25 protein-coding genes are annotated in these 25,738 nt (G+C 58.9%); 22 read left to right on the top strand and 3 right to left on the bottom strand.

All coding sequences use genetic code 11. The annotated features are described in order from the left end of the window. The first annotated feature begins 1 nt into the window (after nt 1). Nucleotides 2–886, top strand: a complete 885-nt coding sequence (locus tag DCS96_RS11145; protein ID WP_116474331.1) for a LysR family transcriptional regulator — start codon at nt 2–4, stop codon at nt 884–886. On the opposite strand, the gene ygfZ is transcribed toward DCS96_RS11145, so the two are convergent. After that, complete coding sequence (gene ygfZ / locus DCS96_RS11140) at nt 868–1,746, bottom strand: CAF17-like 4Fe-4S cluster assembly/insertion protein YgfZ (protein ID WP_198650055.1); 879 nt, start codon at nt 1,744–1,746, stop codon at nt 868–870. The genes DCS96_RS11145 and ygfZ overlap by 19 nt on opposite strands. A 148-nt stretch (nt 1,747–1,894) precedes the next feature. Between ygfZ and DCS96_RS11135 the strand changes: the two genes are divergently transcribed. After that, nucleotides 1,895–2,158, top strand: coding sequence for an FAD assembly factor SdhE (locus DCS96_RS11135; RefSeq protein WP_116474329.1), 264 nt, complete (start codon nt 1,895–1,897; stop codon nt 2,156–2,158). Between the two features lie 52 nt (nt 2,159–2,210). Next, the gene (locus tag DCS96_RS11130) at nt 2,211–2,510 is read left to right on the top strand and encodes a protein YgfX (protein WP_232818230.1); all 300 of its coding nucleotides are present in this window, start codon (nt 2,211–2,213) and stop codon (nt 2,508–2,510) included. Here the strand turns inward: DCS96_RS11130 and nadB are convergent. Continuing rightward, complete coding sequence (gene nadB / locus DCS96_RS11125; RefSeq protein ID WP_116474327.1) at nt 2,486–4,111, bottom strand: L-aspartate oxidase; 1,626 nt, start codon at nt 4,109–4,111, stop codon at nt 2,486–2,488. The two genes, DCS96_RS11130 and nadB, sit on opposite strands and share 25 nt — an antisense overlap. Nucleotides 4,112–4,292: 181 nt before the next feature. On the opposite strand from nadB, the gene rpoE reads away from it, so the two are divergent. From rpoE to pdxJ, 10 genes are all read left to right on the top strand, one after another. Further along, on the top strand, nt 4,293–4,868 hold the full coding sequence (rpoE, locus tag DCS96_RS11120) for an RNA polymerase sigma factor RpoE (RefSeq protein WP_116474326.1): 576 nt from the start codon (nt 4,293–4,295) through the stop codon (nt 4,866–4,868). Nucleotides 4,869–4,886: 18 nt separating this feature from the next. Next, the gene (locus tag DCS96_RS11115; protein ID WP_116474325.1) at nt 4,887–5,444 is read left to right on the top strand and encodes a sigma-E factor negative regulatory protein; all 558 of its coding nucleotides are present in this window, start codon (nt 4,887–4,889) and stop codon (nt 5,442–5,444) included. A gap of 12 nt (nt 5,445–5,456) precedes the next feature. After that, the gene (locus DCS96_RS11110; RefSeq protein WP_232818229.1) at nt 5,457–6,437 is read left to right on the top strand and encodes a MucB/RseB C-terminal domain-containing protein; all 981 of its coding nucleotides are present in this window, start codon (nt 5,457–5,459) and stop codon (nt 6,435–6,437) included. Further along, nucleotides 6,434–6,883: a SoxR reducing system RseC family protein gene (locus tag DCS96_RS11105; protein ID WP_116474324.1), complete on the top strand. Its 450-nt coding sequence runs from the start codon at nt 6,434–6,436 to the stop codon at nt 6,881–6,883. The genes DCS96_RS11110 and DCS96_RS11105 overlap by 4 nt, the downstream gene beginning before the upstream one ends. 78 nt (nt 6,884–6,961) lie before the next feature. Further along, nucleotides 6,962–8,758, top strand: coding sequence for a translation elongation factor 4 (gene lepA, locus DCS96_RS11100; protein WP_116474323.1), 1,797 nt, complete (start codon nt 6,962–6,964; stop codon nt 8,756–8,758). A 2-nt stretch (nt 8,759–8,760) separates the two neighbouring features. Continuing rightward, complete coding sequence (lepB, locus tag DCS96_RS11095) at nt 8,761–9,675, top strand: signal peptidase I (RefSeq protein WP_116474322.1); 915 nt, start codon at nt 8,761–8,763, stop codon at nt 9,673–9,675. Beyond that, nucleotides 9,675–10,343 carry a ribonuclease III gene (gene rnc / locus DCS96_RS11090; protein ID WP_116474321.1) on the top strand — a complete coding sequence of 223 codons (669 nt, stop codon included), beginning with the start codon at nt 9,675–9,677 and terminating at the stop codon, nt 10,341–10,343. The genes lepB and rnc overlap by 1 nt, the downstream gene beginning before the upstream one ends. Continuing rightward, the gene (gene era, locus DCS96_RS11085; protein ID WP_116474320.1) at nt 10,340–11,245 is read left to right on the top strand and encodes a GTPase Era; all 906 of its coding nucleotides are present in this window, start codon (nt 10,340–10,342) and stop codon (nt 11,243–11,245) included. The genes rnc and era overlap by 4 nt, the downstream gene beginning before the upstream one ends. A gap of 42 nt (nt 11,246–11,287) precedes the next feature. After that, nucleotides 11,288–11,998 carry a DNA repair protein RecO gene (gene recO, locus DCS96_RS11080; RefSeq protein WP_232818228.1) on the top strand — a complete coding sequence of 237 codons (711 nt, stop codon included), beginning with the start codon at nt 11,288–11,290 and terminating at the stop codon, nt 11,996–11,998. After that, nucleotides 11,991–12,728: a pyridoxine 5'-phosphate synthase gene (gene pdxJ, locus DCS96_RS11075; RefSeq protein WP_116474319.1), complete on the top strand. Its 738-nt coding sequence runs from the start codon at nt 11,991–11,993 to the stop codon at nt 12,726–12,728. The genes recO and pdxJ overlap by 8 nt, the downstream gene beginning before the upstream one ends. Nucleotides 12,729–12,865: 137 nt before the next feature. On the opposite strand, the gene barA is transcribed toward pdxJ, so the two are convergent. After that, nucleotides 12,866–15,559: a two-component sensor histidine kinase BarA gene (barA, locus tag DCS96_RS11070; protein WP_116474318.1), complete on the bottom strand. Its 2,694-nt coding sequence runs from the start codon at nt 15,557–15,559 to the stop codon at nt 12,866–12,868. Nucleotides 15,560–15,638: 79 nt separating this feature from the next. Between barA and rlmD the strand changes: the two genes are divergently transcribed. From rlmD to truD, 9 genes are all read left to right on the top strand, one after another. Beyond that, on the top strand, nt 15,639–16,949 hold the full coding sequence (gene rlmD, locus DCS96_RS11065) for a 23S rRNA (uracil(1939)-C(5))-methyltransferase RlmD (protein ID WP_116474317.1): 1,311 nt from the start codon (nt 15,639–15,641) through the stop codon (nt 16,947–16,949). Between the two features lie 12 nt (nt 16,950–16,961). Continuing rightward, nucleotides 16,962–19,166 (top strand): GTP diphosphokinase, encoded by a 2,205-nt coding sequence (gene relA / locus DCS96_RS11060; protein ID WP_116474316.1) that lies wholly within the window; start codon nt 16,962–16,964, stop codon nt 19,164–19,166. 10 nt (nt 19,167–19,176) lie between these two features. After that, complete coding sequence (gene mazG, locus DCS96_RS11055; protein WP_116474315.1) at nt 19,177–19,977, top strand: nucleoside triphosphate pyrophosphohydrolase; 801 nt, start codon at nt 19,177–19,179, stop codon at nt 19,975–19,977. Between the two features lie 123 nt (nt 19,978–20,100). Then, a complete protein-coding gene (gene pyrG, locus DCS96_RS11050; RefSeq protein WP_116474314.1) occupies nt 20,101–21,738 on the top strand; it encodes a glutamine hydrolyzing CTP synthase in 1,638 nt (545 codons plus the stop codon). Nucleotides 21,739–21,816: 78 nt separating this feature from the next. Beyond that, the gene (eno, locus tag DCS96_RS11045) at nt 21,817–23,118 is read left to right on the top strand and encodes a phosphopyruvate hydratase (RefSeq protein WP_116474313.1); all 1,302 of its coding nucleotides are present in this window, start codon (nt 21,817–21,819) and stop codon (nt 23,116–23,118) included. A 107-nt stretch (nt 23,119–23,225) separates the two neighbouring features. Beyond that, nucleotides 23,226–23,525, top strand: a complete 300-nt coding sequence (ftsB, locus tag DCS96_RS11040) for a cell division protein FtsB (protein WP_116474312.1) — start codon at nt 23,226–23,228, stop codon at nt 23,523–23,525. Further along, nucleotides 23,522–24,217 (top strand): 2-C-methyl-D-erythritol 4-phosphate cytidylyltransferase, encoded by a 696-nt coding sequence (gene ispD, locus DCS96_RS11035; protein ID WP_116474311.1) that lies wholly within the window; start codon nt 23,522–23,524, stop codon nt 24,215–24,217. The genes ftsB and ispD overlap by 4 nt, the downstream gene beginning before the upstream one ends. Beyond that, nucleotides 24,214–24,696, top strand: a complete 483-nt coding sequence (gene ispF / locus DCS96_RS11030) for a 2-C-methyl-D-erythritol 2,4-cyclodiphosphate synthase (RefSeq protein WP_116474310.1) — start codon at nt 24,214–24,216, stop codon at nt 24,694–24,696. The genes ispD and ispF overlap by 4 nt, the downstream gene beginning before the upstream one ends. After that, nucleotides 24,686–25,720: a tRNA pseudouridine(13) synthase TruD gene (gene truD, locus DCS96_RS11025; protein WP_116474309.1), complete on the top strand. Its 1,035-nt coding sequence runs from the start codon at nt 24,686–24,688 to the stop codon at nt 25,718–25,720. Before ispF ends, truD begins: the two co-directional genes overlap by 11 nt. Nucleotides 25,721–25,738: the final 18 nt, after the last annotated feature.

Raw genomic sequence — 25,738 nt, 5'->3', positions numbered from 1 at the left:
GATGAGCTTCTCCCTGGAACAATTACAGGCCTTTGTGGCGACCGTGGACACCGGCTCTTTTTCTGCCGCCGCCCGTCGCCTGGGCAAGGCCCAGTCGGTGGTCAGCACTGCGGTCGCCAACCTGGAAATCGATCTGGATAACAGCCTGTTTCTGCGCAGCGGGCGCTATCCCCGACTCACCCCGGCCGGTGAGCGGCTATTGGTGGAGGCCCGGGTGATCCTGGAGCGCTGTGAGCATTTTCGCGGTGTGGCCAAGAGTCTGGGGGAAGGGGTGGAGAGTCGGCTGGTGCTGGCGGTGGATGAGCTGTACCCCTCTCCCTGGCTGGCTCAGCTGATGGATGACTTTGCCCGCCAGTTTCCCTCTGTCGAGCTGGAGCTGCTGTTTCCGCTGATGGAGGATGTCAGCCGTATGGTGCTGGAAAAGCGGGTTGATCTGGGCATTATGTGGCGACAGGAAATCTTATCTCCCTCACTGGGTTTCCATGCCCTCGGTTGGGTACCGGTGAAGATTGTCTGCGCCCCCGAGCATGCCCTGGCCGGCCAAAAGGTGGGTTGGGAGGAGCTCAAACGTTATCGCCAGTTGATGGTGGCGACCCGTAACGACAGCGAGGAAAAGGTGCGGCTGCGGGTGGCGGCGGATGTGTGGTGGGTGGAAAGCCATTGGGTGATCGTCGAGCTGGTGCAGCGCAATCTGGGTTGGGCCTTTGTGCCCGAGCATGTGGTGGCCGGCGCCTTGGCCAATGGACTGCTGGTATCACCTGAACTGGAGTTCGACGATCAGGACTGGCCGGTGGCGCTGGAGCTGGTTTGGCACAAGCAGCGGCCCCTGGGCAAGGCCGCCGCCTGGTTGAAGCATGCGGTGATTGGTCAGTCCACCAGATCGTAGGGCAGGGGCTGCAGCGTCAGCCGGCTGTCCTCCTGTCCCTTGAGGCGCAATACCGCATCCGGCCCCAGATCCTTGTTGAGCACGGCGGTGAGCAGGCAGTGTTCCCCCTGCTGCCAGGCATTGAGTACGGTGCCGGCTCGGCGCCAGTTATCACCCAGCTGAAGCTCCAGATCCTGGTTGACTTCAATCTGCCCCTCGTTGTTGCCGGCCAGCACAAACATGGCTTTCTTGTTGGCACCACGGTATTTGGCTCGTGCCACGGTTTCCTGGCCCATGTAGCAGCCCTTGCTGAAGCTGATGCCGCCGAGGGCCTGCAGGTTCAGCATTTGGGGAATATATTCGCCCTGGTGGACGGCGCTCATATCGGGCAGGCCGGCCTGGATCATCAGCCCCTGCCATTCCTGTTCTTCTCCCCTGGGCAGGTCCGGCAGCTCGGCGTCCAGCGGCAGTACCAGCAGGGCATGCTCCGCCGCCACCGGAATGACGATACCCCCCTGCCACAGGTTGCCGTCGCCCACATGGGCGTTGAGCCAGTGGGACAGTCCTTCGCCGGCCAGGCCGAATACCTGCCAGTTGTTGCTGGTGTCGTTCAGCTCTACCTTGGAGAAAACGGCAAATTTTTTCAGTTCGGGCAATTGTTTTTCAACCAGGCTCCGGTTGAGCAGCAACAACAGCTGTTCACCCAGATTGGCGAGCCAGAAATGCGCCCATAGCTTGCCCTTGGCATCACAGTGGCCGCCGAGCGTGGCATCGCCGGCCTCCAGGGAGGCCACATCACAGGTAACCTGACCCTGCAGATATTTTACCCGCTCTTCCCCGCTGAGGCTGAGTAGGGCGCGATCGGACAAGGGGTAAAGCATTGGAGTAGAGGCAATAGTCAACACGGGTAATTCCTTTGTTGTCTATGAGATTGGGAAGTGTGACCCTCATGGTAAAGATGGCCAACACATTTGTCAGTATTCATTTGACCATTTAACATAGGCTTTGTTTTATTTTTCGGGATGGACCATGTTGAATACCTCTGATAAACCGCGCCTGATATGGGCATGCCGTCGTGGCATGTTGGAACTGGACGTGATCTTGCTGCCCTTTGTCGAGCATGAGTACGATGCCTTGAGTGAAAGCCGCAAGGCGGACTTCCAGCGCCTACTGGCCTGCGACGATCCCGATCTGTTTGCCTGGTTCATGGGGCATGCGCGTTCGCCTGACCCCGTTTTCCAGGCGCTGGTAGAATATATCCTTGAGCGCAACCAGCTTCGCAATCAGCGCTGAACCTTCCCTTCTCCATCGCTGGTACCTGACGGGGCTGGGTGCTCTACTGTGGTTGCCGGCCGGACTTTGGCTGGATGACGGGCGCCTGCTCTGGTTTTTGCCAGCCTGGCTGCTGTGCACTGCCATCGGCTGGCGACAGGCTGGGAATTATCGTCTGCGGGGAGAATACCGGGATGGGGTTCTGAAGATAAACGGTCGTGCCGGCCGCTTGTCCGCCCACAGCCGGGCGGGTCCCGGCTTTTTATTGCTGATGCTGGAAGGCGACCCCTGGCCACCTTTCTGGCTGTTCAGCGACAGCGTCCCCGATGAGGTGTATCGGCGCCTGTCTCAGCGTATTTTGCTGTCCACATAATTCGGTGGTACCAGTATGGTGGGCTTGGGCTCGGCCAGCTGCTCCGGGTAATCCAGGGTGAAATGCAGCCCCCGGGATTCCTTTCGTTCCATCGCCGACAATACGATAAGCTCCGCTACCTGTACCAGGTTACGCAGTTCCAGCAGGTTATTGCTGACCCGGAAGTTGGCGTAATACTCCTGTATCTCCCGCTTAAGCAGATCGATGCGGTTTTTGGCCCGTTCCAGTCGCTTGTTGGTGCGCACAATGCCGACATAGTCCCACATAAACAGCCGCAGTTCGTGCCAGTTGTGGTGGATGACGACCTCTTCGTCCGAGTTGGTCACCTTGCTTTCATCCCAGTCCGGCATGGTAGGGGGCTCGGGGACCTGGTCCAGCTTGGCCAGCATGTCCTGGCCGGCGGCGCGGGCAAAGACGATGCACTCCAGCAGGGAATTGGAGGCCATGCGGTTGGCGCCATGCAGACCTGTATAGCTGACTTCCCCCATGGCATACAGGCCCTCGATATCGGTACGCCCCTGTAAGTCCACCATCACTCCGCCACAGGTATAGTGGGCGGCGGGCACCACCGGCATCGGATCCCGGGTGATGTCGATGCCGACCTTGAGGCAGCGTTCATAGATGGTGGGGAAGTGCTTGATAATGAAATCGGCCGGTTGATGACTGATATCCAGGTACATGCACTCGGCACCCAGGCGCTTCATTTCGTGGTCGATGGCACGGGCGACTATATCCCTTGGCGCCAGCTCGTGCCGCTCATCGAAATCGGGCATGAAGCGGCTGCCGTCCGGGCGTTTGAGCAGGGCGCCTTCGCCCCGCAGGGCTTCACTCAGCAGGAAGTTGTTGTCTGCCGGGTGGAACAGGCTGGTGGGGTGAAACTGGTTGAATTCCATGTTGGCAACCCGACAGCCGGCCCGCCACGCCATGGCGATACCATCGCCCGAGCTGACATCCGGGTTGGAAGTATACTGGTATACCTTGGACGCGCCACCGGTGGCCAGGGCTACAAATTTGGCGCGGATGGTTTCAACCTGTTCTCGGGTGCGATTCCATATATAGGCACCCAGTACCCGGTTGCCGGGCAGGCCCAGCTTGGCGGTGGTGATCAGATCCAGGGCATTGACCCGTTCCAGCACCTTGATGTTGGGGTGCTTGAGTACCTGTTCGGTGAGCGTGGTCTGTACCGCCCGTCCGGTGGCGTCGGCGGCATGAAAAATACGCCTGTGACTGTGGCCGCCTTCCCGGGTCAGATGGTAGGAAGGCTCGCCCTGGCTGCTTTCTTCGGTATCGAAAGGCACCCCTTGACCGATCAACCATTGGATGGCGTCGGGGGCATTGCCGGCGGTAAATTCGACCACGGCCTCATCGCAGAGCCCGGCTCCGGCGATCAGGGTGTCCTCAACGTGAGATTCTATACTGTCGGTTTCATCGAAAACGGCGGCGATGCCACCTTGGGCGTAGAGTGTCGCTCCTTCGGTAAGCGGGCCCTTGCTCAGCACGTGAACCTTGGCGTGATCAGCCAGTTTCAGTGCCAGAGAAAGGCCGGCGGCACCGCTGCCAATGATGAGTACATCACAGAGGTATTCAACAGGATCATTCATGAAGTATCATTGGCCCGGTATAAATTGAGACTCTATGTTATCTCAAGCCGAATACCGGCGCAGCCGTAATTGTCAGTCGGTCATGATTTCAGAACTTTTTTCCGCACTCATAGTCTACTAAAGTGCGCTTATCTCGGGCCGGTGCCTTGGTACCGGAATGATCGGAGGTTACGCGGCTCGCATGAGCGAACATTTAACGGACCAGCAGCTGGTAGAACGGGTCCAGCGTGGCGACAAGAATGCATATAACCTGTTGGTAATAAAATATCAGCACAAGGTGGCGAACTTGGTCTCTCGTTATGTGTCAAACGGAGATATACCGGACGTGACCCAGGAAGCCTTTATCAAGGCCTATCGGGCGTTGCCCGGTTTCAGGGGAGAGAGTGCATTTTTTACCTGGTTGTATCGTATTGCCGTGAACACGGCAAAAAACTATCTGGTCTCCCAGCGGCGCAGGCCGCCGGGGTCGGACGTCGAGATAGGTGATGCAGAATATTACGAAGGTGGCGACGCCCTGAAGGAACTGTCGTCACCCGAGCACCTCATGTTGTCGGACGAGATCAAGCGGGCGGTTTTTGACACCATTGATGCGCTTCCGGAGGATCTGAAAACAGCAATTACCCTGCGAGAGCTGGAAGGGATGAGCTACGAAGATATTGCCAACGTGATGGATTGTCCGGTCGGGACGGTTCGTTCCCGGATATTCAGGGCACGTGAGGCAATCGACAAGCGGGTCCAGCCTTTACTCCAGGGTTGACGAATAAGGATAAACCTTATGGCTAACAAAGAGCACATTTCGGCATTGGTAGACGGAGAGCTCCAGGACAAGGTGCTGCTTGAACAGTTGGGCAAGGACAAGGCCCTGGCCGCCACGTTCGGCCGTTATCAGCTGTATGGCGACGCGGTACGCAGTGAGCTGCCCACCCATTTGCACCTGGATTTATCCGACAAGATAGCAGCGGCCCTCGAGCAGGAGCCGACGATTGTGGCTCCTGCTGGCAATGTGACGGCAACGGCGGTGCCGCAATCGGCAACCGTTAGCAGGCCGGCTTTTGGTCGGACCCTGGCGCGCCATTTTGCCCAGTTTGCGGTGGCGGCGTCGGTGTCGGCGGCGGTGATATTTGGCGTACAACAATACGGACAGCTGCAGGAAGTCGGTCCTGGCTCGGTATTGAATACGGTGCCGGTCAGCGGTTCGGCGGCCCCCGTCAGCCTGAACTACAGCCCCGCCCAGGACGAACGTATCAGCCAACAGGATCTGATCGAGCAGCAGCAAAAGATTAACGCCTTGCTGATGGACCATGAATTGCAGCAACGGCTGCGCCAGCAGTAAGGGAAGCGGAACTTGATTAAACGCGGATTGGCTGTTGCCTTGCTGTGGTTGTCGGTGGCTGCCTCTGTGCTCGCCGCAACCGGTGTCAGCCCGGCCGTCACCTTGTTGCAACAGATGCAGCAGGCGTACCGCGAGCTGAATTTTGAGCTGACCCTGATCGAACTGCGTCAAGGCCAGCTGGAGCCCAAGCGTCTGACCCGGGGTCATCTCGACGGCCAGACGCTTACCCACCTGAGTTATCTTAATGGCCAGCCCCGGGAATATGTGCAGCGGGGTGACGAAGTCAGCTTTTTCGAGCCCAGCCACGATGGTTATACCCTGAAGCCTTCGGAGTTACCGGGGCTGTTTATCCGTTTCCAGTCCATGGCCATCGAGCAGATAGTGGTTAACTATGATGTGGTCGCGGCGGGGCGTAGCCGGGTATTGGGGCGTATCGCCAATGTCCTGCGGCTGACGCCCCGGGAGCCGGATTATTATGGCTATGTGCTTTGGCTGGATCAGGAAAGCGGTCTGCTACTGAAGCTGGATACCCTGGATAAAGAGACGGGCCTGGTCGAACAGGTCATGGGGGTTGCCCTGGAAATCAGTCCGCAACCGGCGGCGTTTTTAGACGAATTGAGAGCAGCCAGTCTGCCTCCCGCTCTTTCCCTGATGGAAGCCTATCCGGCGCCCCAGCAGACATTGCGCTGGCAGCCGGGCTGGTTGCCCAGGGGGTTTGAAGTCCGTTCCCAGGATAAACATCAGCTGCCGTTGACCGGTCAGCGGGTTGATTATCTGAAGGCCTCGAATGGACTGGTCGATGTGTCCGTTTATGTAGCCAATGCCGTGCCCAGTTCGGATCCCCGTCAGCAGCTGATCCGCCAGGGCGCCACCCATCTGGTCAGCCTGGTGAATGCCGCCAGGATAGAGGTGACGGTAGTGGGGGATATACCGGCGGATGCCGCCCGGCGCATTGCCGAATCCATTGTGGTCAAAACGAGTGAGACACCATGATTGAAGAAGTGGCGACGGTAGTGCGCCTGGTACCGGAGGGCGTCGCGGTGGAATGCTTCAGCCGCTCGGCCTGTGGCCAGTGCCGGCAGAGTCAGCACTGCGGCACCGGCTTGATTGCCAAGGCATTGTCCGGGCGTAGCCATCAGTTTGTTATTGCCACTCCCTTGTCCCTGAGGGTGGGCGAACAGGTACGTATCGGGATTCCCGAGCAGAGCCTGATTAAAAGCGCCCTGTTGATTTATCTACTGCCGTTGCTGTGTGTCCTGGTCGCCAGCCTGCTGGCCAGCGTGCTGTTCCGACAGGGAGACGGCGGCACCATAGCGAGTGCCATCGTCGGTGGATGGCTGGGTTTTCTGCTGGCATCGCGCCTGGCTCGGAGAACAGGTGTTGGCCAGGCCGGCCCGGTGATCCTGGGACCACCGATTCCGGTTAGCAATATCGACTAAGGATTGGCCACGGTAGCGTGAATCCAGTAGAATCTCGCCTTTACTGTCGCTATTAGAGTTCGGACTCCTTATCGCATCATGAAGCATATTCGTAATTTTTCCGTCATCGCTCATATAGACCATGGCAAGTCGACCCTGTCCGATCGCCTGATCCAGGTATGCGGAGGCTTGTCGGATCGGGAAATGCAGGCTCAGGTTCTGGATTCCATGGATCTGGAACGGGAACGTGGCATCACCATCAAAGCCCAGAGTGTGACCCTCAACTACCAGGCCAAAGACGGTAATCAATACCAGCTTAATTTTATCGATACTCCAGGCCATGTGGACTTCTCCTATGAGGTTTCCCGCTCGTTGGCGGCCTGTGAAGGCGCCTTGCTGGTGGTCGATGCCGGTCAGGGTGTTGAGGCACAGACTTTGGCCAACTGCTACACGGCGCTCGATATGGAGCTGGAAGTGGTGCCGGTGCTGAACAAAATCGATCTGCCTCAGGCCGAGCCCGATCGGGTCGCTCAGGAAATCGAGGATATCGTTGGTATCGACGCCATGGACGCGGTGCGCTGCTCGGCCAAGACCGGCCTGGGGGTTGATGAGGTACTGGAAACCATAGTTCAGAAAATTCCGGCGCCGGTTGGCAACCCGGAAGGTCCGCTGCAGGCTCTGATCATCGACTCCTGGTTCGACCCCTACCTGGGGGTAGTGTCGCTGGTACGCATCAAGCAAGGCAGCCTGAAAAAACACGACAAAATCAAGGTAATGAGCACAGGTCAGGTGTGGGGCGTCGATCGTATCGGCATCTTCACCCCCAAGCAGAAAGACACCGACGGCCTCAACTGTGGTGAGGTGGGTTGGGTGGTGTGCGGTATCAAGGAAATCCACGGCGCGCCCGTGGGTGATACCCTGACCCATGCCAAAAATGGCGCCGAAAAGGCCCTGCCGGGCTTCAAGAAGGTCAAGCCCCAGGTGTATGCGGGCCTGTTCCCCATTTCCAGCGATGACTATGAAGCCTTCCGTGATGCGCTCGACAAGCTGTCACTGAATGACGCCTCCCTGTTCTACGAACCGGAAACCTCCAATGCCCTGGGCTTCGGCTTCCGTTGCGGCTTCCTCGGTATGCTGCACATGGAGATCATCCAGGAGCGGTTGGAGCGGGAATACGACCTGGATCTGATCACCACGGCGCCGACCGTGGTCTATGAGGTGGTCAAGACCGATGGCTCGACCGTGTATATCGACAGCCCGTCCAACCTGCCGGCGATCAATAACATCGAAGAACTTCGCGAGCCGATCTCCGAGTGCAATATACTGGTGCCTCAGGAATATCTGGGTAATGTGATCACCCTGTGCATCGAAAAACGCGGCGTGCAGACCAATATGGTCTACCACGGCAACCAGGTGGCGCTTAGCTATGATATTCCAATGGCCGAGGTGGTACTGGATTTCTTCGACCGGCTCAAGTCCTGCAGCCGGGGCTATGCGTCCCTGGACTACGGCTTCAATCGTTTCGAAGCAGCCGACATGGTGCGCCTGGATATCATGATCAACGGTGATCGAGTTGATGCCCTGGCGATCATTACCCATAAAGACAATGCCCAGTATCGTGGTCGCCAGCTGGTCGAGAAGATGCGCGAGCTTATTCCCCGGCAGATGTTCGATATTGCCATTCAGGCCTCCATCGGCAACCAGATCATCGCGCGCAGCACGGTCAAGGCACTGCGCAAGGATGTGACCGCCAAGTGCTACGGCGGTGACGTCAGCCGTAAGAAAAAGCTGCTGGCCAAGCAGAAGGAAGGCAAGAAGCGGATGAAATCCCTGGGGCGTGTCGATATACCGCAGGATGCCTTCCTGGCCATCCTCCATGTCGGTAAGGATAAGTAATTATGGCGAGTACCTTTGCCCTGATCCTGGTATTGGTGACCCTGGTCACCGGTATTATCTGGGCTTGTGACAAATGGATCTGGGCCAAGCACAGGGCCCAGAAAATCGCCGATGCCCAGGTGGCCCATGGCAACAAAGTCGACAAGACAGCGTTGGCCAAGGCCAGTCAAGCCCCGGGCTGGATCGAGCAGGCCAAGTCCATTTTCCCGGTGATCGCCGTGGTACTGGTATTGCGCTCCTTTGTCTATGAGCCGTTCCAGATCCCCTCCGGCTCCATGATGCCGACCCTGTTGGTCGGGGATTTTATCCTGGTGGAAAAATTCGCCTACGGCCTGAAGGAGCCGGTGAATAACACCAGACTGATCCCCACCGGCACCCCCGAGCGGGGCGATGTAGCGGTCTTCAAGTATCCGGAGAACCCCCGGGTGGATTACATCAAGCGGATTGTCGGCCTGCCCGGCGATCGCATCGTCTACCAGGACAAACAGCTGTATATCAAACCGGCCTGCAAGGGTGACGACTGTCCGGACTTCCAGCCGGTGCCCCTGACTTTCAGGCAGGGTGGCGAGTTCAGTCAGATGGGGATTCCACTGGAGCGTTATGGAGAGGCATTGATCGAGCCTCCCCATGATATCCTGCGCAACCCCCTGTTGCCGGATCGGATATCCATGTATTACCGCCAGCCGGGGACCGCGCTCAATGAATGGGTGGTACCCGAGGGCCACTATTTTGCCCTGGGTGACAACAGGGACAACAGTACCGACAGCCGCTTCTGGGGCTTTGTGCCCGAGCAGAATCTGGTCGGGAAAGCCGTTGCCATCTGGATAAGCTTTGAATTTGAACGTCACGCCGACAGCTGGCTGCCTTCCTGGGTGCCCTCGGATGTGCGTTTTAGCCGAGTGGGCGCAATCCATTAATGAAAAAACTGAATACTCTGCAAAAGAAACTGGGTCATACCTTTACCGACGAAACCTTGCTGGTACGAGCCTTGACCCACAGGAGCGCGGGCTCCCGTCATAATGAACGGTTGGAGTTCCTGGGGGATTCCATCCTCAGCATGGTTATTGCCGACGCCCTGTTTCACCGTTTTCCCAAGGTAAACGAAGGGGATATGTCACGCATGCGTGCCACCCTGGTACGGGAAAAGACCCTGGCCGAGCTCGCCCGGGAGTTTGAACTGGGCGATTACCTTATCCTGGGACCGGGGGAGCTGAAAAGCGGTGGCTATCGACGCGAGTCGATCCTTGCCGATGCAGTGGAGGCCTTGATTGGCGCCGTCTATATCGATACCGATATCGAAGGCATACGCGGCCTGCTGTTGTCCTGGTATGACGAGCGGTTAAATGAAATTCAGCCGGGCATCGAACAGAAAGATCCTAAGACCCGGTTGCAGGAGCTGCTGCAGGCCAAACGCAAGCCATTACCCACCTATAATGTGGTGGACGTGATCGGCGAAGCCCACAATCAGAAATTTACCGTGCATTGTCTGGTGGACGGCCTGGCCGAGCCGGTGGTTGGCATAGGAACCAGCCGCCGCAAGGCCGAGCAGGCCGCTGCCGAGCATGCCCTGGAAGCATTATTATGACAGAGCAAGAGCAGACCTACTGTGGTTTCGTGGCCATCGTCGGCCGCCCGAACGTGGGCAAGTCGACCCTGCTGAACCAGCTGCTGGGGCAGAAGGTCAGCATTACCTCGCGTAAGGCCCAGACCACCCGTCACCGGATCATGGGTATCCACACCGAAGGCGCCTATCAGGCCATCTACGTGGACACCCCCGGCCTGCATATCGAAGAAAAGCGTGCCATCAACCGGCTGATGAACCGGGCTGCATCCAGCTCCCTGGGGGACGTGGAAATGGTGGTGTTCATGGTGGAGGGCACCAAGTGGACCGCCGATGACGAGATGGTGCTCAACAAGCTGCGCCACCTGCGTTGTCCCGTTGTGCTGGCCATCAACAAGATCGACAACGTCGAAAGCAAGGAAGCGCTGCTGCCTCATATGCAGTGGCTGTCCGGGCAGATGAATTTTGCCGACATAGTGCCGATTTCCGCCGAAAACGGCGAAAATGTCGAGGTTATCGCCAAGCTGGCCCGTTCCCGGCTCAAGCCGTCGATGCACCATTTTCCGGAGGACTATATCACTGACCGTTCCTCCCGCTTTATGGCGGCGGAGATCATCCGTGAAAAGCTGATGCGATTCACAGGCGATGAGCTGCCCTATTCGGTGACGGTTGAAATCGAGCGTTACCAGGTCAATGACAAGGGCGTAGTGCATATCAACGGTCTGATCCTGGTAGAGCGCAGCGGCCAGAAAAAGATGGTGATCGGCAACAAGGGTGAAAAGCTCAAGATCATCGGCACCGAGGCGCGGCTGGAACTGGAACGTCTGCTCGAGCAGAAGGTGTTCCTCGAACTGTGGGTCAAGGTCAAGTCCGGCTGGGCAGACGACGAACGGGCGCTGCGCAGTCTGGGCTATGGCGATGACTAATGAATGGGCCTGGGGCTGCTCGAGTTGTGGTGATGGATACTAGTGGCCCTGGATGCCGCCTTCGTTATTCATAGTCGCCCCTACCGGGAAACCAGCCAGTTGGTCGAGGTATTCACCCGGGAGCAGGGGCGTCAGAGCCTGGTTGCCCGTGGCAGCCGTCAGCCCCGCTCGCCCCTGAAAGGGCTGTTGCAGCCCTTTGTACCCCTGCGGCTTACCTTCGCCGGCAAGGGCGAACTGAAAAACCTGCACCTGGCCGAGGCATCGGCCCCTGCCATTCAGCTGAAAGGGGAGGCTCTGTACAGTGGCCTCTACCTGAATGAGCTGCTCTTTTATCTACTGGAAGCACAGACCCCTTTCGGCGAGGTGTTCGAGGCCTATCATCAAACCCTGAGCAAACTGGCTACCGGTGGCAGTATTGAGCCTTGCCTACGCCAGTTTGAGTTTTATATGCTGGACGTGCTCGGTTATGGGGTGGATTTTACTCAGGATGCCGTCAGCGGGGCCGGGATCGAGCCCTTGGGCTGGTATGCCTATCGACCCGAGTCCGGCTTTATTACCCTGGAGCAGGCCGAGCCGGGCGCCTTTTACGGGGCGCACCTGCTCGCCCTGGCCGAACATGACTTGACCCGGGGCGAGGTGCTGGCTGCCGCCAAGCGGTTCAGCCGGCAGGCTCTGGGCCCTTATCTTGGAGGCCGGCCCTTGCGCAGCCGTGCCCTGTTTATCAAAGGAACGAGAGGTAATCGCAGTGAGTGAATTGTATCTGGGGGTCAATATCGATCATATTGCTACCTTGCGTAATGCAAGGGGCACCCAATATCCGGATCCGGTGCAGGCCGCGGCGGTGGCCGAGCAGGCGGGTGCCGATGGCATTACCGTTCACCTGCGGGAAGACAGGCGGCATATTATCGACAGGGATGTGGAGCTGTTAAGTCAGACCATACAGACCCGCATGAACCTTGAGATGGCGGTGACCGATGAAATGCTGGATATTGCCTGCCGCATCAAGCCGGAGTTTGTCTGTCTGGTGCCGGAAAAACGGGAAGAAGTGACCACGGAAGGCGGTCTGGATGTAGCCGGCCAGCTCGACAAGGTGACGGCCGCGGTGACCCGGTTGAGTGAAGCAGGGATCAAGACGTCGCTGTTTATCGATGCGGACAGGGCCCAGATCGAGGCGGTGCGGGCTACGGGCGCCCCCTATATCGAGATCCACACCGGCCACTACGCCGATGCCCCCAACGATGCCGAGCGTCAGGCCGAGCTGAAGCGGATTGCGGCCGGTGCTTCCTATGCCCATGATTTGGGGCTCAAGGTAAACGGCGGTCATGGTCTGCATTATCACAATGTCAAACCCATCGCCGCCATTCCCGAAATGTTGGAGCTGAATATCGGCCATGCGATCATCGCCCGTGCCGCCTTCGATGGCCTGGAGAAAGCGGTGCAGGACATGAAACGGCTGATGCAGGAAGCCCGCCTGGGGATCTAACCGCCGCCCGAACAAACCGCTGGCACGGTATAGAAGACTGGCTCCCATGCTCTGCGTGGGAGCCAGGTGCTTGCTGGCGGAGTCTGCATTCCTCGGCCCTGAGCCCTGACTCCTCGACTCTTGTCCCTCAGCCGTTATTACAAGTAACGAGCCGCTTCTTCCCTGATCTGCTGGATCCGTTCCTCCAGTTCCAGCAGCTCCGGCTCCAGGCTGTCCAGTGGCTGCTTGTCCAGCATGGCCTGTTCCAGCTGCCCGGCGAGACTCAGCAACTCGGGTACGCCGCAGTAGGCGGCCCCGCCATGAAGCTTATGGAGTGCCGGGTACAGGCTGGCAGTATCCAGGTCACCGGCCAGGGCGGCGTTGAGCCTGGGGGAGAATTCATCGAAGCTGGCCAGTAACAGGGTCAGCATCTCCCGGGCCAGCTCTTCTTTCCCGCCGGCCTGACGCACGGCCAGGGGCCAGTCTATCTGTCCACTGCTGCCGTGGACACGGGCATAGCGCTCGATAATGCGGGCCAGTATCGCCTCGTCTATGGGTTTGGCCAGGTACTCATCCATCCCCTGCTCCATCAACCGCTCTCGCTCGCCCTGAATGGCATGGGCGGTGACCGCCACTATCGGTGTGCTGCGGTTGGGACCCTGGGCACGAATTTCCCGGGTCGCCTGAATGCCATCCATTAGTGGCATCTGGATATCCATGAAAATGATATCGTAATCGTTGACCGTCGCCAGATTGAGTGCTTCCTTGCCGTTGATGCAGGCATCGACCTGGGTCACCTGCTCCGACAGCATGGCACTGATCAGCTTGAGGTTGGCCGGATTGTCGTCCACCGCCAGCACCTTGAGCTCCAGTTTGTGGGTGGGGGGGGCCAGGGTGATCTGCAGCAATTCTTCGGTCGGCACCATCTCCTGGTCGATCAGGGCGTGGGCCAGCTTCTGATAATGTACCGGCTTGCTCAGGCAGAGGTTGGCGCCGGCCTTGAGCAGGACATCCGTCAGGGTAGGATCGGTCGAGCTCAGCAGTACCAGCAGCTTGCCACAGAGGGCTTTGTGTTGCCGTATGGCCTGTTCCATCTCGCTGGGCAGGTGGTTGGGGCCAAAACCCAGGATCACCGTATCTATCGGCATATCGGGATCAGGTTCATGCAAAACCTGCAGGCCCCACTCCCGCAGCAATGCCCGGGTGGTGCGCCGGCTGAAGTTATCCTCTTCAAGGTACAGCACTGTCTGCCCGGTCAGCCGGGACAGGGGCAGGGGCTCGGCCAGGGGCAGGGCCGCCCGTTCAAATTCCAGGGTGAAGCTGAACACGGAGCCGGTGCCCAGCTCCGAATAAAGTTCTATATCCCCCCCCATTTGGTGTACCAGCTTCTGGGTGATCACCAGCCCCAGGCCGGTGCCGCCATAACGGCGGGAAATGCTGGAGTCCGCCTGGTTGAAGGCCTGGAACAGCTGGCGGCGCTGGCTGTCGGAGATACCAATGCCGGTGTCCTGCACATAAAAGCACAGGGCCGTGCGCTCGGGCCGGCTGGCGGGGCGGGCATCGACGCGCACATCGACGTTGCCCTGCTCGGTAAACTTGATGGCGTTACCCACCAGGTTGGTCAGTATCTGCTGCACCCGCAGCGGGTCGCCGGTCAGGCTGTCGGTAACGGCGGCATCGACCCGTAATGACAGCTCCAGCCCCTTGTCGTGGGCGCTGGGGGCCAGCAGCGTCATCACTTCCTGGAGGGTATCCCGCAGCGAGAAGGGGATCTGCTCCATCTTCAGCTTGCCTGCTTCCAGTTTGGAGAAATCAAGGATATCGTTGATGATACCTAGCAGGTTCTGTGCCGACTTTTCGATGGTTTTCAGGTAATCAAGCTGATTCGGGCTGAGCCGGGTTTTCTGCAGCTGGCGAGCGAAGCCGATCACCCCGTTGAGCGGGGTCCTTAGTTCGTGGGACATGTTGGCCAGGAATTCGGTCTTGACCCGGGCTGCCTCCTGGGCCCGTTTCTTGGCCATATCCAGTTCAATATTCTGGATTTCGATTTGCTCCAGGGTCTCCCGTAGATCCGAAGTGGCCTGATCGATGTTCTGCTGCATCTCCTCATGGTACTCCGACAGGGATTTGGCCATGGCGTTGATACCGTTCTTCAGCACTTCCAGCTCGCCGGTGAACTCACCATGAACCCGGGTGTCCAGGCGGCCCTCGCGGATTTTATAGACGGCGCTGACCATGTCGGTGATCGGTTGGGACACCCCCTTTATCAAGCGGAAACCGAACAGGGTACTGGCGCAGATGCCAAGCAGCACGATCAGGGCGGCAACCAGGGTATCCTTGTAGTGGACCAGCATGGCCGAGTCGGTGGTCAGCTGCATGGACACATAGCCCAGCGGAGTGGACGAGGCTTCGCTCCAGTCCGCGTCGACCCGGATATTGTCGGTCAGCACCGGCGTGCGCAGGATAATGCCATCCTCGCTCGCCTCAACCAGGGTCAGGCGGGGCAGGGAAACCCCGTCGGGCAGGCGCATCTGGTTGTAGTCCCGATGATAATTGGAGGTCACCAGCAGGCGGCCTTCCTGATCAAACAGCGCGATGGACTTGATCAGCGGGCTGTTGTTACGGTGAATATTGCTCAGCAGCCTGTTCAGGGCTTCCCGATTGCGGCCGCTCAGCGCCAGTTCGCTGGCCAGGGCCAGGGGTTCGATGACATTGATGCCCTCCTTGATCAGTGCATCTTCCAGCTGTTGGTAGCGGTTAACCGAAAAGTAGCCGGCCAGCAGGATGCCGATGATCAGGGTTGGCAATATGGTAAAGGCCAGTACCCGGGCCCGCAGGCCGTATTTGGTCATAATGGGGTTCTGTGGGACAATGCGCGCTTGATTAGGATACGCATATGATGACATAGCCGGTTCGGGGGCTCCACGTTTTATGGTTCAGTTCTTCAAGGTGCGCAAGCCCGACCTCAAGGCCCGGGGGGCCCTGGATATCGATATTCTCGAGTTAAACGGTCATGGCGTGGGCCTCGCCCGTTACCAGGGCAAGCCGCTGTTCGTGCCCGGTACCCTGCCCGGAGAAAAAGTGCGGGTACGGCTCACCGATCAACACAGTAAATATCACAAGGGGCAGCTGCTCAAGGTACTGCAGCCCTCGCCCCGGCGTACCAAGCCGTTCTGTTCCTACATCGACCGTTGCGGCGGCTGCTCCCTGCAGCATTTGCCCCTTGAATTGCAGCACCAGTCCAAGGAGCTGAGCCTGGGCCGCTTGTTTTCCCGGCTGCTGCCGGTCCCCGTGCCGCCAAGTGCTTGGCTGACCGGCCCGGAACGGGGCTACCGGCGTGTTGCCCGCTTGGCTATCCGCCGTCAGGGCAAGGGGGTGGCCCTGGGCTTTCGTCGCAGTCAGTCCCATGAGCTGGTCGAAATCGATCATTGCGGCGTGCTACATCCCGAGCTGTCCGCCCTTATCGTGCCTCTGCGCCAGTTGCTCAACCGGCTGAAGGGCAGCAGGCAGCTTGGACATATAGAGCTGTATCACTGTGCGGAAGGCATCGCTCTGCTGTTGCGCCACACCGAAATACTTTCCGACCCGGATCTGGATGCCCTGCTCAGTTTTGCCCAGCAGCATAGGCTGACCCTGTTTCTGCAGGATGATAAGGACAGACGTCCTTTACATATGTCCTTCCCGCTTTATTATCAGTTGAGCGAGCTTCAGCTGGCATTTACCCCCGGCGACTTTATTCAGATCAACCCGGTAGCCAACGAGGCCATGGTGGCCCAGGCCATCGATTGGCTGGCGCCTGCCCCTGAACAGCGGGTGCTGGATTTGTTTTGTGGTGTAGGTAACTTCTCCCTGCCGTTGGCGGCCAGGGTCAAGTCGGTAGTGGGTGTCGAAGGCGTGCAGGAAATGGTGGAGCAGGCGCGGGGCAATGCCGAAGAGAATGGCTGCTACAATGTCCGCTTCTACCGGACCGATCTGGCGAGCGACTTTACCCGCGAGCCCTGGGCACAGGAAGGCTTCGATGCCGTGCTGCTGGATCCTGGCCGGGCCGGGGCCGAGCGGGTGATGCCCTATCTTATTCGCCTGGCGCCCGCGCGGCTGGTCTATGTATCCTGCAACCCGGCGACCCTGGCCCGGGACGCGGATATCCTGTTGGCGGGGGGCTACCAACTGACCCGCATGGGGTTGATCGACATGTTTCCCCATACCGCGCATTCGGAAGTGATGGCCTTGTTTGAACGATAATAAAGGGATCTTATGGTTTCAGTTCGCGATACGCATCTAAAATCCTCCTTCAGCCTGTCTGAATGGGCAGCGAGCCTACCGATGGAAGTGGAGGCCCGCAGCCAACTTACGGCCCTGTATGAATATTGCCAGCAGCTGGGAGCGCCCAGTGATGTAGAGCAGCGGTTGCACGCCCAGGGTGTCGAGATGGTGGGCATACTGCTGACGCTGAGCATGGATCTGGATACCCATAAGGCGGCCCTGCTCTATCCTTTCCTGGAGATGGGCTACCTCGACCTGGAACGGGTGGAAGGGGATTTCGGTGGCAATATCGCCCGCCTGTTGCAGGGGGTGGCCGACATGGAAGGTATCCGCTCACTGCAGCATGTGCATAGTGACAAGGGCTCCGAGGCCCAGGTCGACAAGGTACGGCGTATGCTGCTGGCGATGGTGGAAGATGTGCGCGCCGTGGTGATCAAGCTGGCCGAGCGCATCACCTGCCTGCGTGAGGTGAAGAGCGCCGACGAGGAGACCCGGGTGCTGGTGGCCAAGGAGATCGCCAATATCTATGCGCCGCTGGCCAACCGCCTGGGGATCGGTCAGTTGAAATGGGAGCTGGAAGATCTGTCCTTCCGTTATCTACACCCGGAGACCTATAAACGCATTGCCCGCTTGCTGGACGAGAAACGCCTGGCCCGGGAAGCCTATATCACCAGCTTTGTCGCCAGCCTGAAGGCGGCACTGGCAGAGGCGGGGGTCGAGGCGGAAGTCTATGGCCGACCCAAGCATATCTACAGCATCTGGCGCAAAATGCAGAAAAAACACCTGGATTTTGACGAGCTGTTCGATGTGCGCGCGGTTCGGGTGGTGACCCGGCGGCTGCAGGACTGTTATGCCGCCCTGGGGATCGTTCATACCCAGTGGCGGCATATCCCCCGGGAATTTGACGACTATGTAGCCAACCCCAAGCCCAATGGCTATCAGTCCATCCATACGGTGGTGGTCGGTCCCGAGGGCAGGACGGTCGAGATCCAGATCCGTACCGATCAGATGCATCAGGATGCCGAGCTGGGGGTGGCCGCCCACTGGAAATACAAGGAAGGCGCGGGCGCCACCAGGCAGAGCGGCTTCGAGGAAAAAATCGCCTGGCTCAGGAAACTGCTGGCCTGGCAGGAAGACATGGCGGAGAGTGGCTCCCTGGTGGACGAGCTGCGCAGCCAGGTGTTCGAAGACAGGGTCTATGTGTTTACCCCCAAGGGGGAAGTGGTGGATATGCCCGCCGGTGCCACCCCGCTGGACTTCGCTTACTACATCCACAGCCAGGTCGGTCATCGCTGTATTGGAGCCAAGATAGACGGCCGCATCGTGCCCTTTACCTATCAGCTGCAAACCGGCGATCAGGTGGAGATCATCACCCAGAAGCAGCCCAACCCCAGCCGAGACTGGATGAATCCCAACCAGGGCTTCCTGCGCACCAGCCGGGCTCGTTCCAAGGTGGCCACCTGGTTCAAGAAGCAGGACAGGGACAAGAACATTCTTGCCGGCCGGGAGGTGCTGGACAAGGAGCTGGATCGCCTGGGGCTGACCTTTGGCCAGATCGACAAGAAAGTGTTGGAACGCTTCAACATGACCAGCCAGGATGATCTGCTGGCGGGCATAGGTGGCGGTGATCTGCGCATCAACCAGCTGCTCAACTACTTGCAAGGCCGGCACAAGAAGCCCACCGGCGAAGAGCAGGACCAGCAGGTGCTCAAACAGCTGGAGCAGAAGTCACACAAGAAGCAGGAGCCCAAGAGCCATGTGGTGGTGCAGGGGGTGGGCAACCTGATGACCAGCGCGGCTCGTTGCTGTCAGCCGATCCCCGGCGATGAAATCATCGGTTTCATTACCCAAGGCAGGGGCATCTCCATCCACAGGGCCGACTGCGATCAGCTCAAGGAATTGGCCAACCAGCATCCCGAGCGGATGGTGGATGCTGTGTGGGGGGAAAATTACTCGGGCGGCTATAACCTGACCATGAGGGTGGTTGCCAACGACAGATCCGGTCTGCTGCGTGATATCACCACCATACTGGCCAACGAAAAGATCAATGTGATGGGGGTGAACAGCCGCTCCAACCGCAAGCAGCAGACCGCTATTATCGATATGGAGCTGGAAGTCTACAACATCGAAGCCCTGAGCCGGACCCTGGCCAAGATCAGCCAGCTGCCGGATATCCTGGAAGCGAAACGCCTGTAATGGAGTGCAGATGGAAAATTATAACTATTCACTGAGCGATCTGTTGGCCATCATGGCGGCGCTGCGGGACCCGGAAAACGGCTGCCCCTGGGATCTTAAGCAGCATTTTGCCAGTATAGTGCCGCACACCCTGGAAGAGGCCTACGAAGTGGCCGATGCCATCGAGCGTGGTGATTTTGCCAGCCTGCCCGGCGAGCTGGGCGACCTGCTGTTTCAGGTGGTGTTCTATTCACGACTGGGGGAAGAGCAGTCGTTGTTCAACTTCGGCGATGTGGTGCAGGCCATCAGCCACAAGCTGGTTGCGCGCCATCCCCACGTGTTCGGGGGCGCCGAGTTTGCCAGCGAAGAGGAAATCAAGGCCAACTGGGAAACCACCAAGGCCGCCGAGCGTCTTGCCAGAGACCAGAATGCCACCAGCGTGCTGGATGATATTCCGCTGGCATTGCCCTCCCTGAGCCGGGCCAACAAGATCCAGAAACGCTGTGCTGGCGTCGGCTTCGACTGGGATGAGCTGGAGCCCGTGATCGGCAAGGTGCGTGAGGAGCTGGACGAGGTGACCGCCGAACTGACCCAACCGACCCGGGATCCGCAGCGGATCGGAGAAGAACTTGGCGATCTGCTGTTTGCCTGTGTCAACCTGGTACGTCATCTCAAACAGGATCCGGAACAGGTGCTGCGTCAGGCAAATAACAAGTTTGAGCGGCGTTTCCGGGCCCTGGAGCAGGCCTTGCAGGATGATGGCAAGGCCCATGGGGAGTGCAGCCTGAGAGAGCTGGATGGCTACTGGGAGCAGGTCAAGAGCCGGGAGTAATGGTAATAAAATTACAGATCGTCGTATTGTGCGTTGTCGCCATAGGCCATCTTGCGTATACTATGACCCCGTCTTGATTTCCACAAATCCTTAAATTCGTTCCCTAGTTTCTTCAGGTTCAGCATGACGACTAAATATATTTTTGTTACTGGTGGGGTTGTCTCCTCCTTGGGTAAAGGCATTGCGGCCGGCTCCCTGGCGGCCATCCTCGAGGCTCGTGGTCTTAATGTGACCATCATGAAGCTGGACCCCTACATCAACGTGGATCCGGGGACCATGAGCCCGACCCAGCACGGTGAAGTCTTCGTGACCGATGATGGTGCTGAAACCGACCTGGATCTGGGTCACTACGAACGTTTTATCCGCACCAAGATGACCCGTCGTAACAACTTTACCACGGGCCGTATCTATGCGGATGTGCTGCGCAAGGAACGACGGGGCGACTACCTGGGGGCTACCATCCAGGTGATCCCCCATATCACCAACGCCATCAAGGATCGGGTGATTGCCGGTGCCGAAGGGCATCAGGTCGCGATAGTGGAAGTCGGCGGCACCGTAGGTGATATCGAATCCCTGCCATTCCTCGAGGCCCTGCGTCAGCTGGCGGTAGAAGTCGGCCGGGAAAATACCCTGTTTATGCACCTGACCCTGGTGCCCTATATGGCCGCCGCCGGCGAGGTGAAGACCAAGCCGACCCAGCACTCGGTGAAAGAGCTGCTGTCGATCGGTATCCAGCCCGATATCCTGATCTGCCGTAGCGATCGGGCGATTCCTCCCAACGAGCGCGGCAAGATTGCCCTGTTCTGCAACGTCTCCGAAAAAGCCGTTATCTCCCTGAAAGATGTGGACTCCATCTACAAGATCCCGGCGCTGCTGCGTTCCCAGGGGCTGGATGAACTAGTGGTCAAGCGCTTCGCCCTGGACTGCCCGCCGTCGGACCTGTCCGAATGGGAGCAGGTTATCTATGAAGAGGCCAATCCGGTCGGTGAAGTGACCATCGGCATGGTGGGCAAGTATGTCGAGCTGCCCGATGCCTACAAGTCGGTCAACGAGGCACTCAAGCACGGTGGCCTGAAAAATCGCCTGACCGTCAATATCAAGTATATCGACTCCCAGGATCTGGAAAGCAAGGGCACCGGCCTGCTCGAAGAGCTTGATGCGATACTGGTGCCCGGCGGTTTCGGTGAGCGTGGCGTGGAAGGCAAGATTATGGCGGCCCGCTATGCCCGTGAAAACCGGGTGCCTTACCTGGGGATCTGCCTGGGGATGCAGGTGGCCTTGATTGAATACGCCCGTAACGTGGCCGGCCTGGAAGGCGCTCATTCTTCTGAATTCAACAAGCAAAGCCCCTATCCGGTGGTCGGCCTGATCACCGAGTGGGTGGACGAAGAAGGCAATGTTGAGGTGCGCACCGAGAGCTCGGATCTGGGCGGCACCATGCGCCTGGGCGCCCAGTTGTGTCACCTGGAGCCCGGCTCCAAGGTACACGCCCTCTACGGCTCGGATACCATCTACGAACGTCACCGTCATCGTTATGAGGTGAACAACCGACTGCTGCCCAAGATTGAGGCGGCGGGCCTCAGGGTGACCGGCCGTTCCGCCGACAAGAAGCTGGTGGAAATCATCGAGAACCCGGATCATCCCTGGTTTGTGGCGGCCCAGTTCCATCCGGAATTCACCTCCACCCCCCGCGATGGTCACGGCCTTTTTGCCGGCTTCGTCAAGGCTGCGGTTCAGCACCAGCAGGGTGAACTCAAGTAATCGAATTCTGCGGCCGAGCCCCCTGGCTCGGCCGTTTTTTTAGTACTTTTGTTTGTTCAACTATGGAAGGAAAATAGCATGGCTAAGATCGTTAAAGTGATCGGTCGCGAAATTATCGATTCTCGCGGTAACCCTACCGTGGAAGCCGATGTCTACCTGGAAGGTGGCGTAATGGGCCGCGCCGCGGCACCGTCTGGCGCCTCTACCGGTTCTCGCGAAGCCCTGGAGCTGAGGGATGGTGACAAGAGCCGTTTCCTGGGTAAAGGTGTGCAGAATGCCGTTGCCAACATCAACGACAAGATCGCCGCTGCCCTGATTGGCCAGGACGCTACCGCTCAGGCCGAGATCGACCGGGTTATGATCGAACTGGACGGTACCGACAACAAGGCCACCCTGGGTGCCAACGCCATCCTGGCCGTCTCCCTGGCCACCGCCAAGGCTGCCGCCGCGGCCAAGGGCCTGCCCCTGTACGCCTGGATTGCCGAGCTGAACGGCACCGCCGGTCAGTACTCCATGCCGCTGCCGATGATGAACATCATCAACGGCGGTGAGCATGCCGATAACAACGTCGACATCCAGGAGTTCATGATCCAGCCGGTGGGTGCCAAGAACATCCGTGAAGCGCTGCGTATCGGCGCCGAGGTGTTCCACAACCTGGCCAAGGTGTTGAAGGCCAAGGGCCTGAGCACGGCCGTCGGTGACGAAGGCGGCTTCGCACCGGACCTGGAGTCCAATGCTGCCGCCCTGGCCGCGATCAAGGAAGCTGTGGAGAAGGCCGGCTATGTGCTGGGCAAGGACGTGACCCTGGCTATGGACTGTGCCGCCTCCGAGTTCTTCGACAAGGAGAAAGGCAACTACAACCTGAAAGGCGAAGGCAAGGTATTCACCTCTCAGGAGTTCACCCATTACCTGGAAGAACTGACCAAGCAGTATCCGATCGTTTCCATCGAAGATGGCCTGGACGAATCTGACTGGGATGGTTTCGCCTACCAGACCAAGGTACTGGGCGACAAGATCCAGCTGGTGGGGGACGATCTGTTCGTGACCAACACCAAGATCCTCAAGGAAGGAATCGACAAGGGCATCGCCAACAGCATCCTGATCAAGTTCAACCAGATCGGCTCGCTGACCGAGACCCTGAACGCCATCAAGATGGCCAAGGATGCCGGCTATACCGCCGTGATTTCGCATCGTTCCGGTGAAACCGAAGACGCCACCATCGCCGATCTGGCGGTGGGCACTTGTGCCGGGCAGATCAAGACCGGCTCCATGAGCCGTTCTGATCGGGTCGCCAAATACAACCAGCTGATCCGCATCGAGGAAGAGCTGGGCGGCAAGGCGCCTTACCGTGGGCTGGTCGAGGTTAAAGGCCAGGCCTAAGACCCCGCACGGTTAATTCTCTCGTTAAGATCAAGCCCCGCCCAGTGCGGGGTTTCTTTTGTTCGCAGCCCGAATATGGGAAACTAACGCGCAACTTAGGAGGACTCATGCGCTTGCTGACGCTGATACTACTTGCCCTGTTAGGCGCACTGCAATACCACCTGTGGTGGGGGAAAAACGGTTTGGCCGAATACTATGAAACCCGGGAGAGTGTGGCCCGGCAAATGGGCAGTAACGAGCAGCTCAGGGGGCGTAACGCCTTGTTATACAGAGAAATAGAAGATCTGAATGAAGGCCTGGCCGCGGTCGAGGAGCTGGGCCGCAATGATCTCGGCATGATCAAGGAAGGGGAAACCTTCTACCGCTTCCTGCCTTCAGACGTTACCCAAAACAGAGCACTACCATGATATCTGAAGACAAGATCACCGCGGTGGTGCCGGCCGCCGGGGTGGGGCGACGCATGGGCGCGACCCTGCCCAAGCAGTATCTGATGCTGGCGGGAAAAACCGTACTTGAGCATACCCTGGAACGATTGCTTTCTCATCAGGCGCTCGAGCGTATCATAGTGGCTATCGGCCCGGAGGACACGCACTTTCCCACCCTGTCGCTTGCCCATGAGCCTCGTATCAGCTGGGTGCCAGGCGGTGCCGAGCGGGCCGACTCTGTGCTCAATGCCCTGCGTCAGGTAACCAGCGACTTCGTGCTGGTTCATGATGCGGCCCGTCCCTGCCTGGCCCGCGCGGATCTGGACGCCTTGCTGGCGGCAGGCCGGCAGCCGGACGGTGCCATTCTGGCCTGCAGGGTGCGGGATACCATGAAGCGCGGCGATGGACAGGGCGGCATTGACCGCACCGTGCCCCGTGACGAGCTCTGGCATGCGTTGACGCCCCAGTGCTTCCCGACCGTCCCCCTGTGCCAGGCCCTGGAGCAGGCCTTGAACAGCGGGGTGGCGATTACCGACGAAGCCTCAGCCATGGAGTGGGCGGGTTTCCGTCCTCGGCTGGTGGAAGGGCGGTCCGACAATATCAAGATCACCCGACCGGAAGATCTGGCGCTGGCTGCCTTCTTCCTGCAGCACATCCTGGAGAGTGAAACATGATGCGTATTGGTCACGGCTTTGACGTGCATAAATTTGGCGGTGAAGGTCCCTGCATATTGGGTGGCGTTGCGGTGCCCTATGTACAGGGGCTGCTGGCCCATTCGGACGGGGATGTAGTACTGCATGCCCTGAGCGATGCCCTGCTCGGCGCCATTGGGGGCGGTGATATCGGCCGCCATTTTCCCGATACCGATGCGGCCTACGCGGATATCGACAGCCGAGAGCTGTTGCGGGAGGTATTCAATAAGGTCAAGCAACGGGGCTATCGGCTGGGCAATGCGGATATCAGCGTGCTGGCCCAGGCTCCCAAGCTGGCGCCTTTTATCGATGACATGGTGGCCAACATCGCCGCTGATCTGGACGCTGATGCAGCCCAGGTCAACGTCAAGGCTACCACCACTGAAACCCTGGGCTTTGTCGGCCGTAAAGAAGGCATAGCGGCGGAAGCCGTGGTGCTGTTGGTGAAAGATGATGAATAATTGGCAGTATTTGCATGGCGAGCCCGCATTCAGCGGTCGGCTGAAGGTCGAGCCCGAAGATTTTGTGGTGGAAGAGGATCTGGGCTTTGAGCCTTGTGGCGAAGGTGAGCATATCCTGCTGCATATCCGCAAGCGTGGCCAGAATACCCAGTGGGTTGCTCGGGAGCTGGCCCGACTGGCCGGCGTTGCCCAGCGGGATATCACCTGGGCCGGTTTGAAAGACCGTCATGCGGTGACCCAGCAATGGTTCGGGGTACACCTGCCGGGCAAGGCCATGCCGGATTTTTCGCCCCTTGAGAACGACGATATCCAGATACTGGCGGTGGGCCGCCATCATAAAAAGCTGAGGGTCGGTGCGCTGAAAGGCAATTTCTTTCGCCTGCGGATCCGTGAGCTGGCGGGCTCCGGCGACCTGGACGGCCGGCTGGCGGCCATTGCCAAAAGTGGCGTACCCAATTACTTTGGTACCCAGCGCTTCGGTTTCAATGGTGGCAACCTGGAGCAGGCGCGGGCCATGTTCGGCGGCAAGCGCATAAAGGACAGGAACAAGCGATCCCTGTATCTGTCGGCGGCGCGTAGTTACCTGTTCAACCAGGCGGTCAGTCATCGCCTGTCCCGGCAATTAGCGTTTCAGCTGTTGCCCGGCGATTGTGTGATGCTGGAAGGCAGCCAGTCGTTTTTTACCCTGGAAGAGCCCGATGATACTTTGTTGAGCCGGTTTGCCGAGGGAGATATCCGGCTTAGCGCCCCCCTGTGGGGCCGAGGCCGGCTGCCGGCGACAGCCGCTGCGGCCGAGCTGGAGCTGGCGGCTGTCGCCGACCATGCCGAGCTGTGCGAAGGGCTGGAGGCCAACGGCTTGAAACAGGAGCGGCGCGCCCTCTTGCTGCAGCCGCAGCAGCTGTCCTGGCAACAGGATGGCGATCAACTTGAATTGACTTTCTGGCTGCCGGCCGGCAGCTATGCCACCAGTGTGATGAGGGAGTTGATCACCGACAGCGGGCAGCATGAAGAAACGGCTGAGTAATGAGCAAGGACAGTGACA

It is taken from the genome of Zobellella maritima (genome assembly GCF_003075035.1).
GTDB classification, from domain to species: Bacteria; Pseudomonadota; Gammaproteobacteria; order Enterobacterales; family Aeromonadaceae; genus Oceanimonas; species Oceanimonas maritima.
This window is presented reverse-complemented; position numbering and strand designations above follow the sequence as displayed.

Excerpts from the sequence above, each read along its gene's own strand:
- DCS96_RS11145 (WP_116474331.1), top strand. The coding sequence starts at position 2 with ATGAGCTTCTCCCTGGAACAATTACAGGCCTTTGTGGCGACCGTGGAC.
- ygfZ (WP_198650055.1), bottom strand. The coding sequence starts at position 1,746 with ATGCTTTACCCCTTGTCCGATCGCGCCCTACTCAGCCTCAGCGGGGAA.
- DCS96_RS11135 (WP_116474329.1), top strand. The coding sequence starts at position 1,895 with ATGTTGAATACCTCTGATAAACCGCGCCTGATATGGGCATGCCGTCGT.
- nadB (WP_116474327.1), bottom strand. The coding sequence starts at position 4,111 with ATGAATGATCCTGTTGAATACCTCTGTGATGTACTCATCATTGGCAGC.
- rpoE (WP_116474326.1), top strand. The coding sequence starts at position 4,293 with ATGAGCGAACATTTAACGGACCAGCAGCTGGTAGAACGGGTCCAGCGT.
- DCS96_RS11115 (WP_116474325.1), top strand. The coding sequence starts at position 4,887 with ATGGCTAACAAAGAGCACATTTCGGCATTGGTAGACGGAGAGCTCCAG.
- DCS96_RS11105 (WP_116474324.1), top strand. The coding sequence starts at position 6,434 with ATGATTGAAGAAGTGGCGACGGTAGTGCGCCTGGTACCGGAGGGCGTC.
- lepA (WP_116474323.1), top strand. The coding sequence starts at position 6,962 with ATGAAGCATATTCGTAATTTTTCCGTCATCGCTCATATAGACCATGGC.
- lepB (WP_116474322.1), top strand. The coding sequence starts at position 8,761 with ATGGCGAGTACCTTTGCCCTGATCCTGGTATTGGTGACCCTGGTCACC.
- rnc (WP_116474321.1), top strand. The coding sequence starts at position 9,675 with ATGAAAAAACTGAATACTCTGCAAAAGAAACTGGGTCATACCTTTACC.
- era (WP_116474320.1), top strand. The coding sequence starts at position 10,340 with ATGACAGAGCAAGAGCAGACCTACTGTGGTTTCGTGGCCATCGTCGGC.
- barA (WP_116474318.1), bottom strand. The coding sequence starts at position 15,559 with ATGACCAAATACGGCCTGCGGGCCCGGGTACTGGCCTTTACCATATTG.
- rlmD (WP_116474317.1), top strand. The coding sequence starts at position 15,639 with ATGGTTCAGTTCTTCAAGGTGCGCAAGCCCGACCTCAAGGCCCGGGGG.
- relA (WP_116474316.1), top strand. The coding sequence starts at position 16,962 with ATGGTTTCAGTTCGCGATACGCATCTAAAATCCTCCTTCAGCCTGTCT.
- mazG (WP_116474315.1), top strand. The coding sequence starts at position 19,177 with ATGGAAAATTATAACTATTCACTGAGCGATCTGTTGGCCATCATGGCG.
- pyrG (WP_116474314.1), top strand. The coding sequence starts at position 20,101 with ATGACGACTAAATATATTTTTGTTACTGGTGGGGTTGTCTCCTCCTTG.
- eno (WP_116474313.1), top strand. The coding sequence starts at position 21,817 with ATGGCTAAGATCGTTAAAGTGATCGGTCGCGAAATTATCGATTCTCGC.
- ftsB (WP_116474312.1), top strand. The coding sequence starts at position 23,226 with ATGCGCTTGCTGACGCTGATACTACTTGCCCTGTTAGGCGCACTGCAA.
- ispD (WP_116474311.1), top strand. The coding sequence starts at position 23,522 with ATGATATCTGAAGACAAGATCACCGCGGTGGTGCCGGCCGCCGGGGTG.
- ispF (WP_116474310.1), top strand. The coding sequence starts at position 24,214 with ATGATGCGTATTGGTCACGGCTTTGACGTGCATAAATTTGGCGGTGAA.
- truD (WP_116474309.1), top strand. The coding sequence starts at position 24,686 with ATGATGAATAATTGGCAGTATTTGCATGGCGAGCCCGCATTCAGCGGT.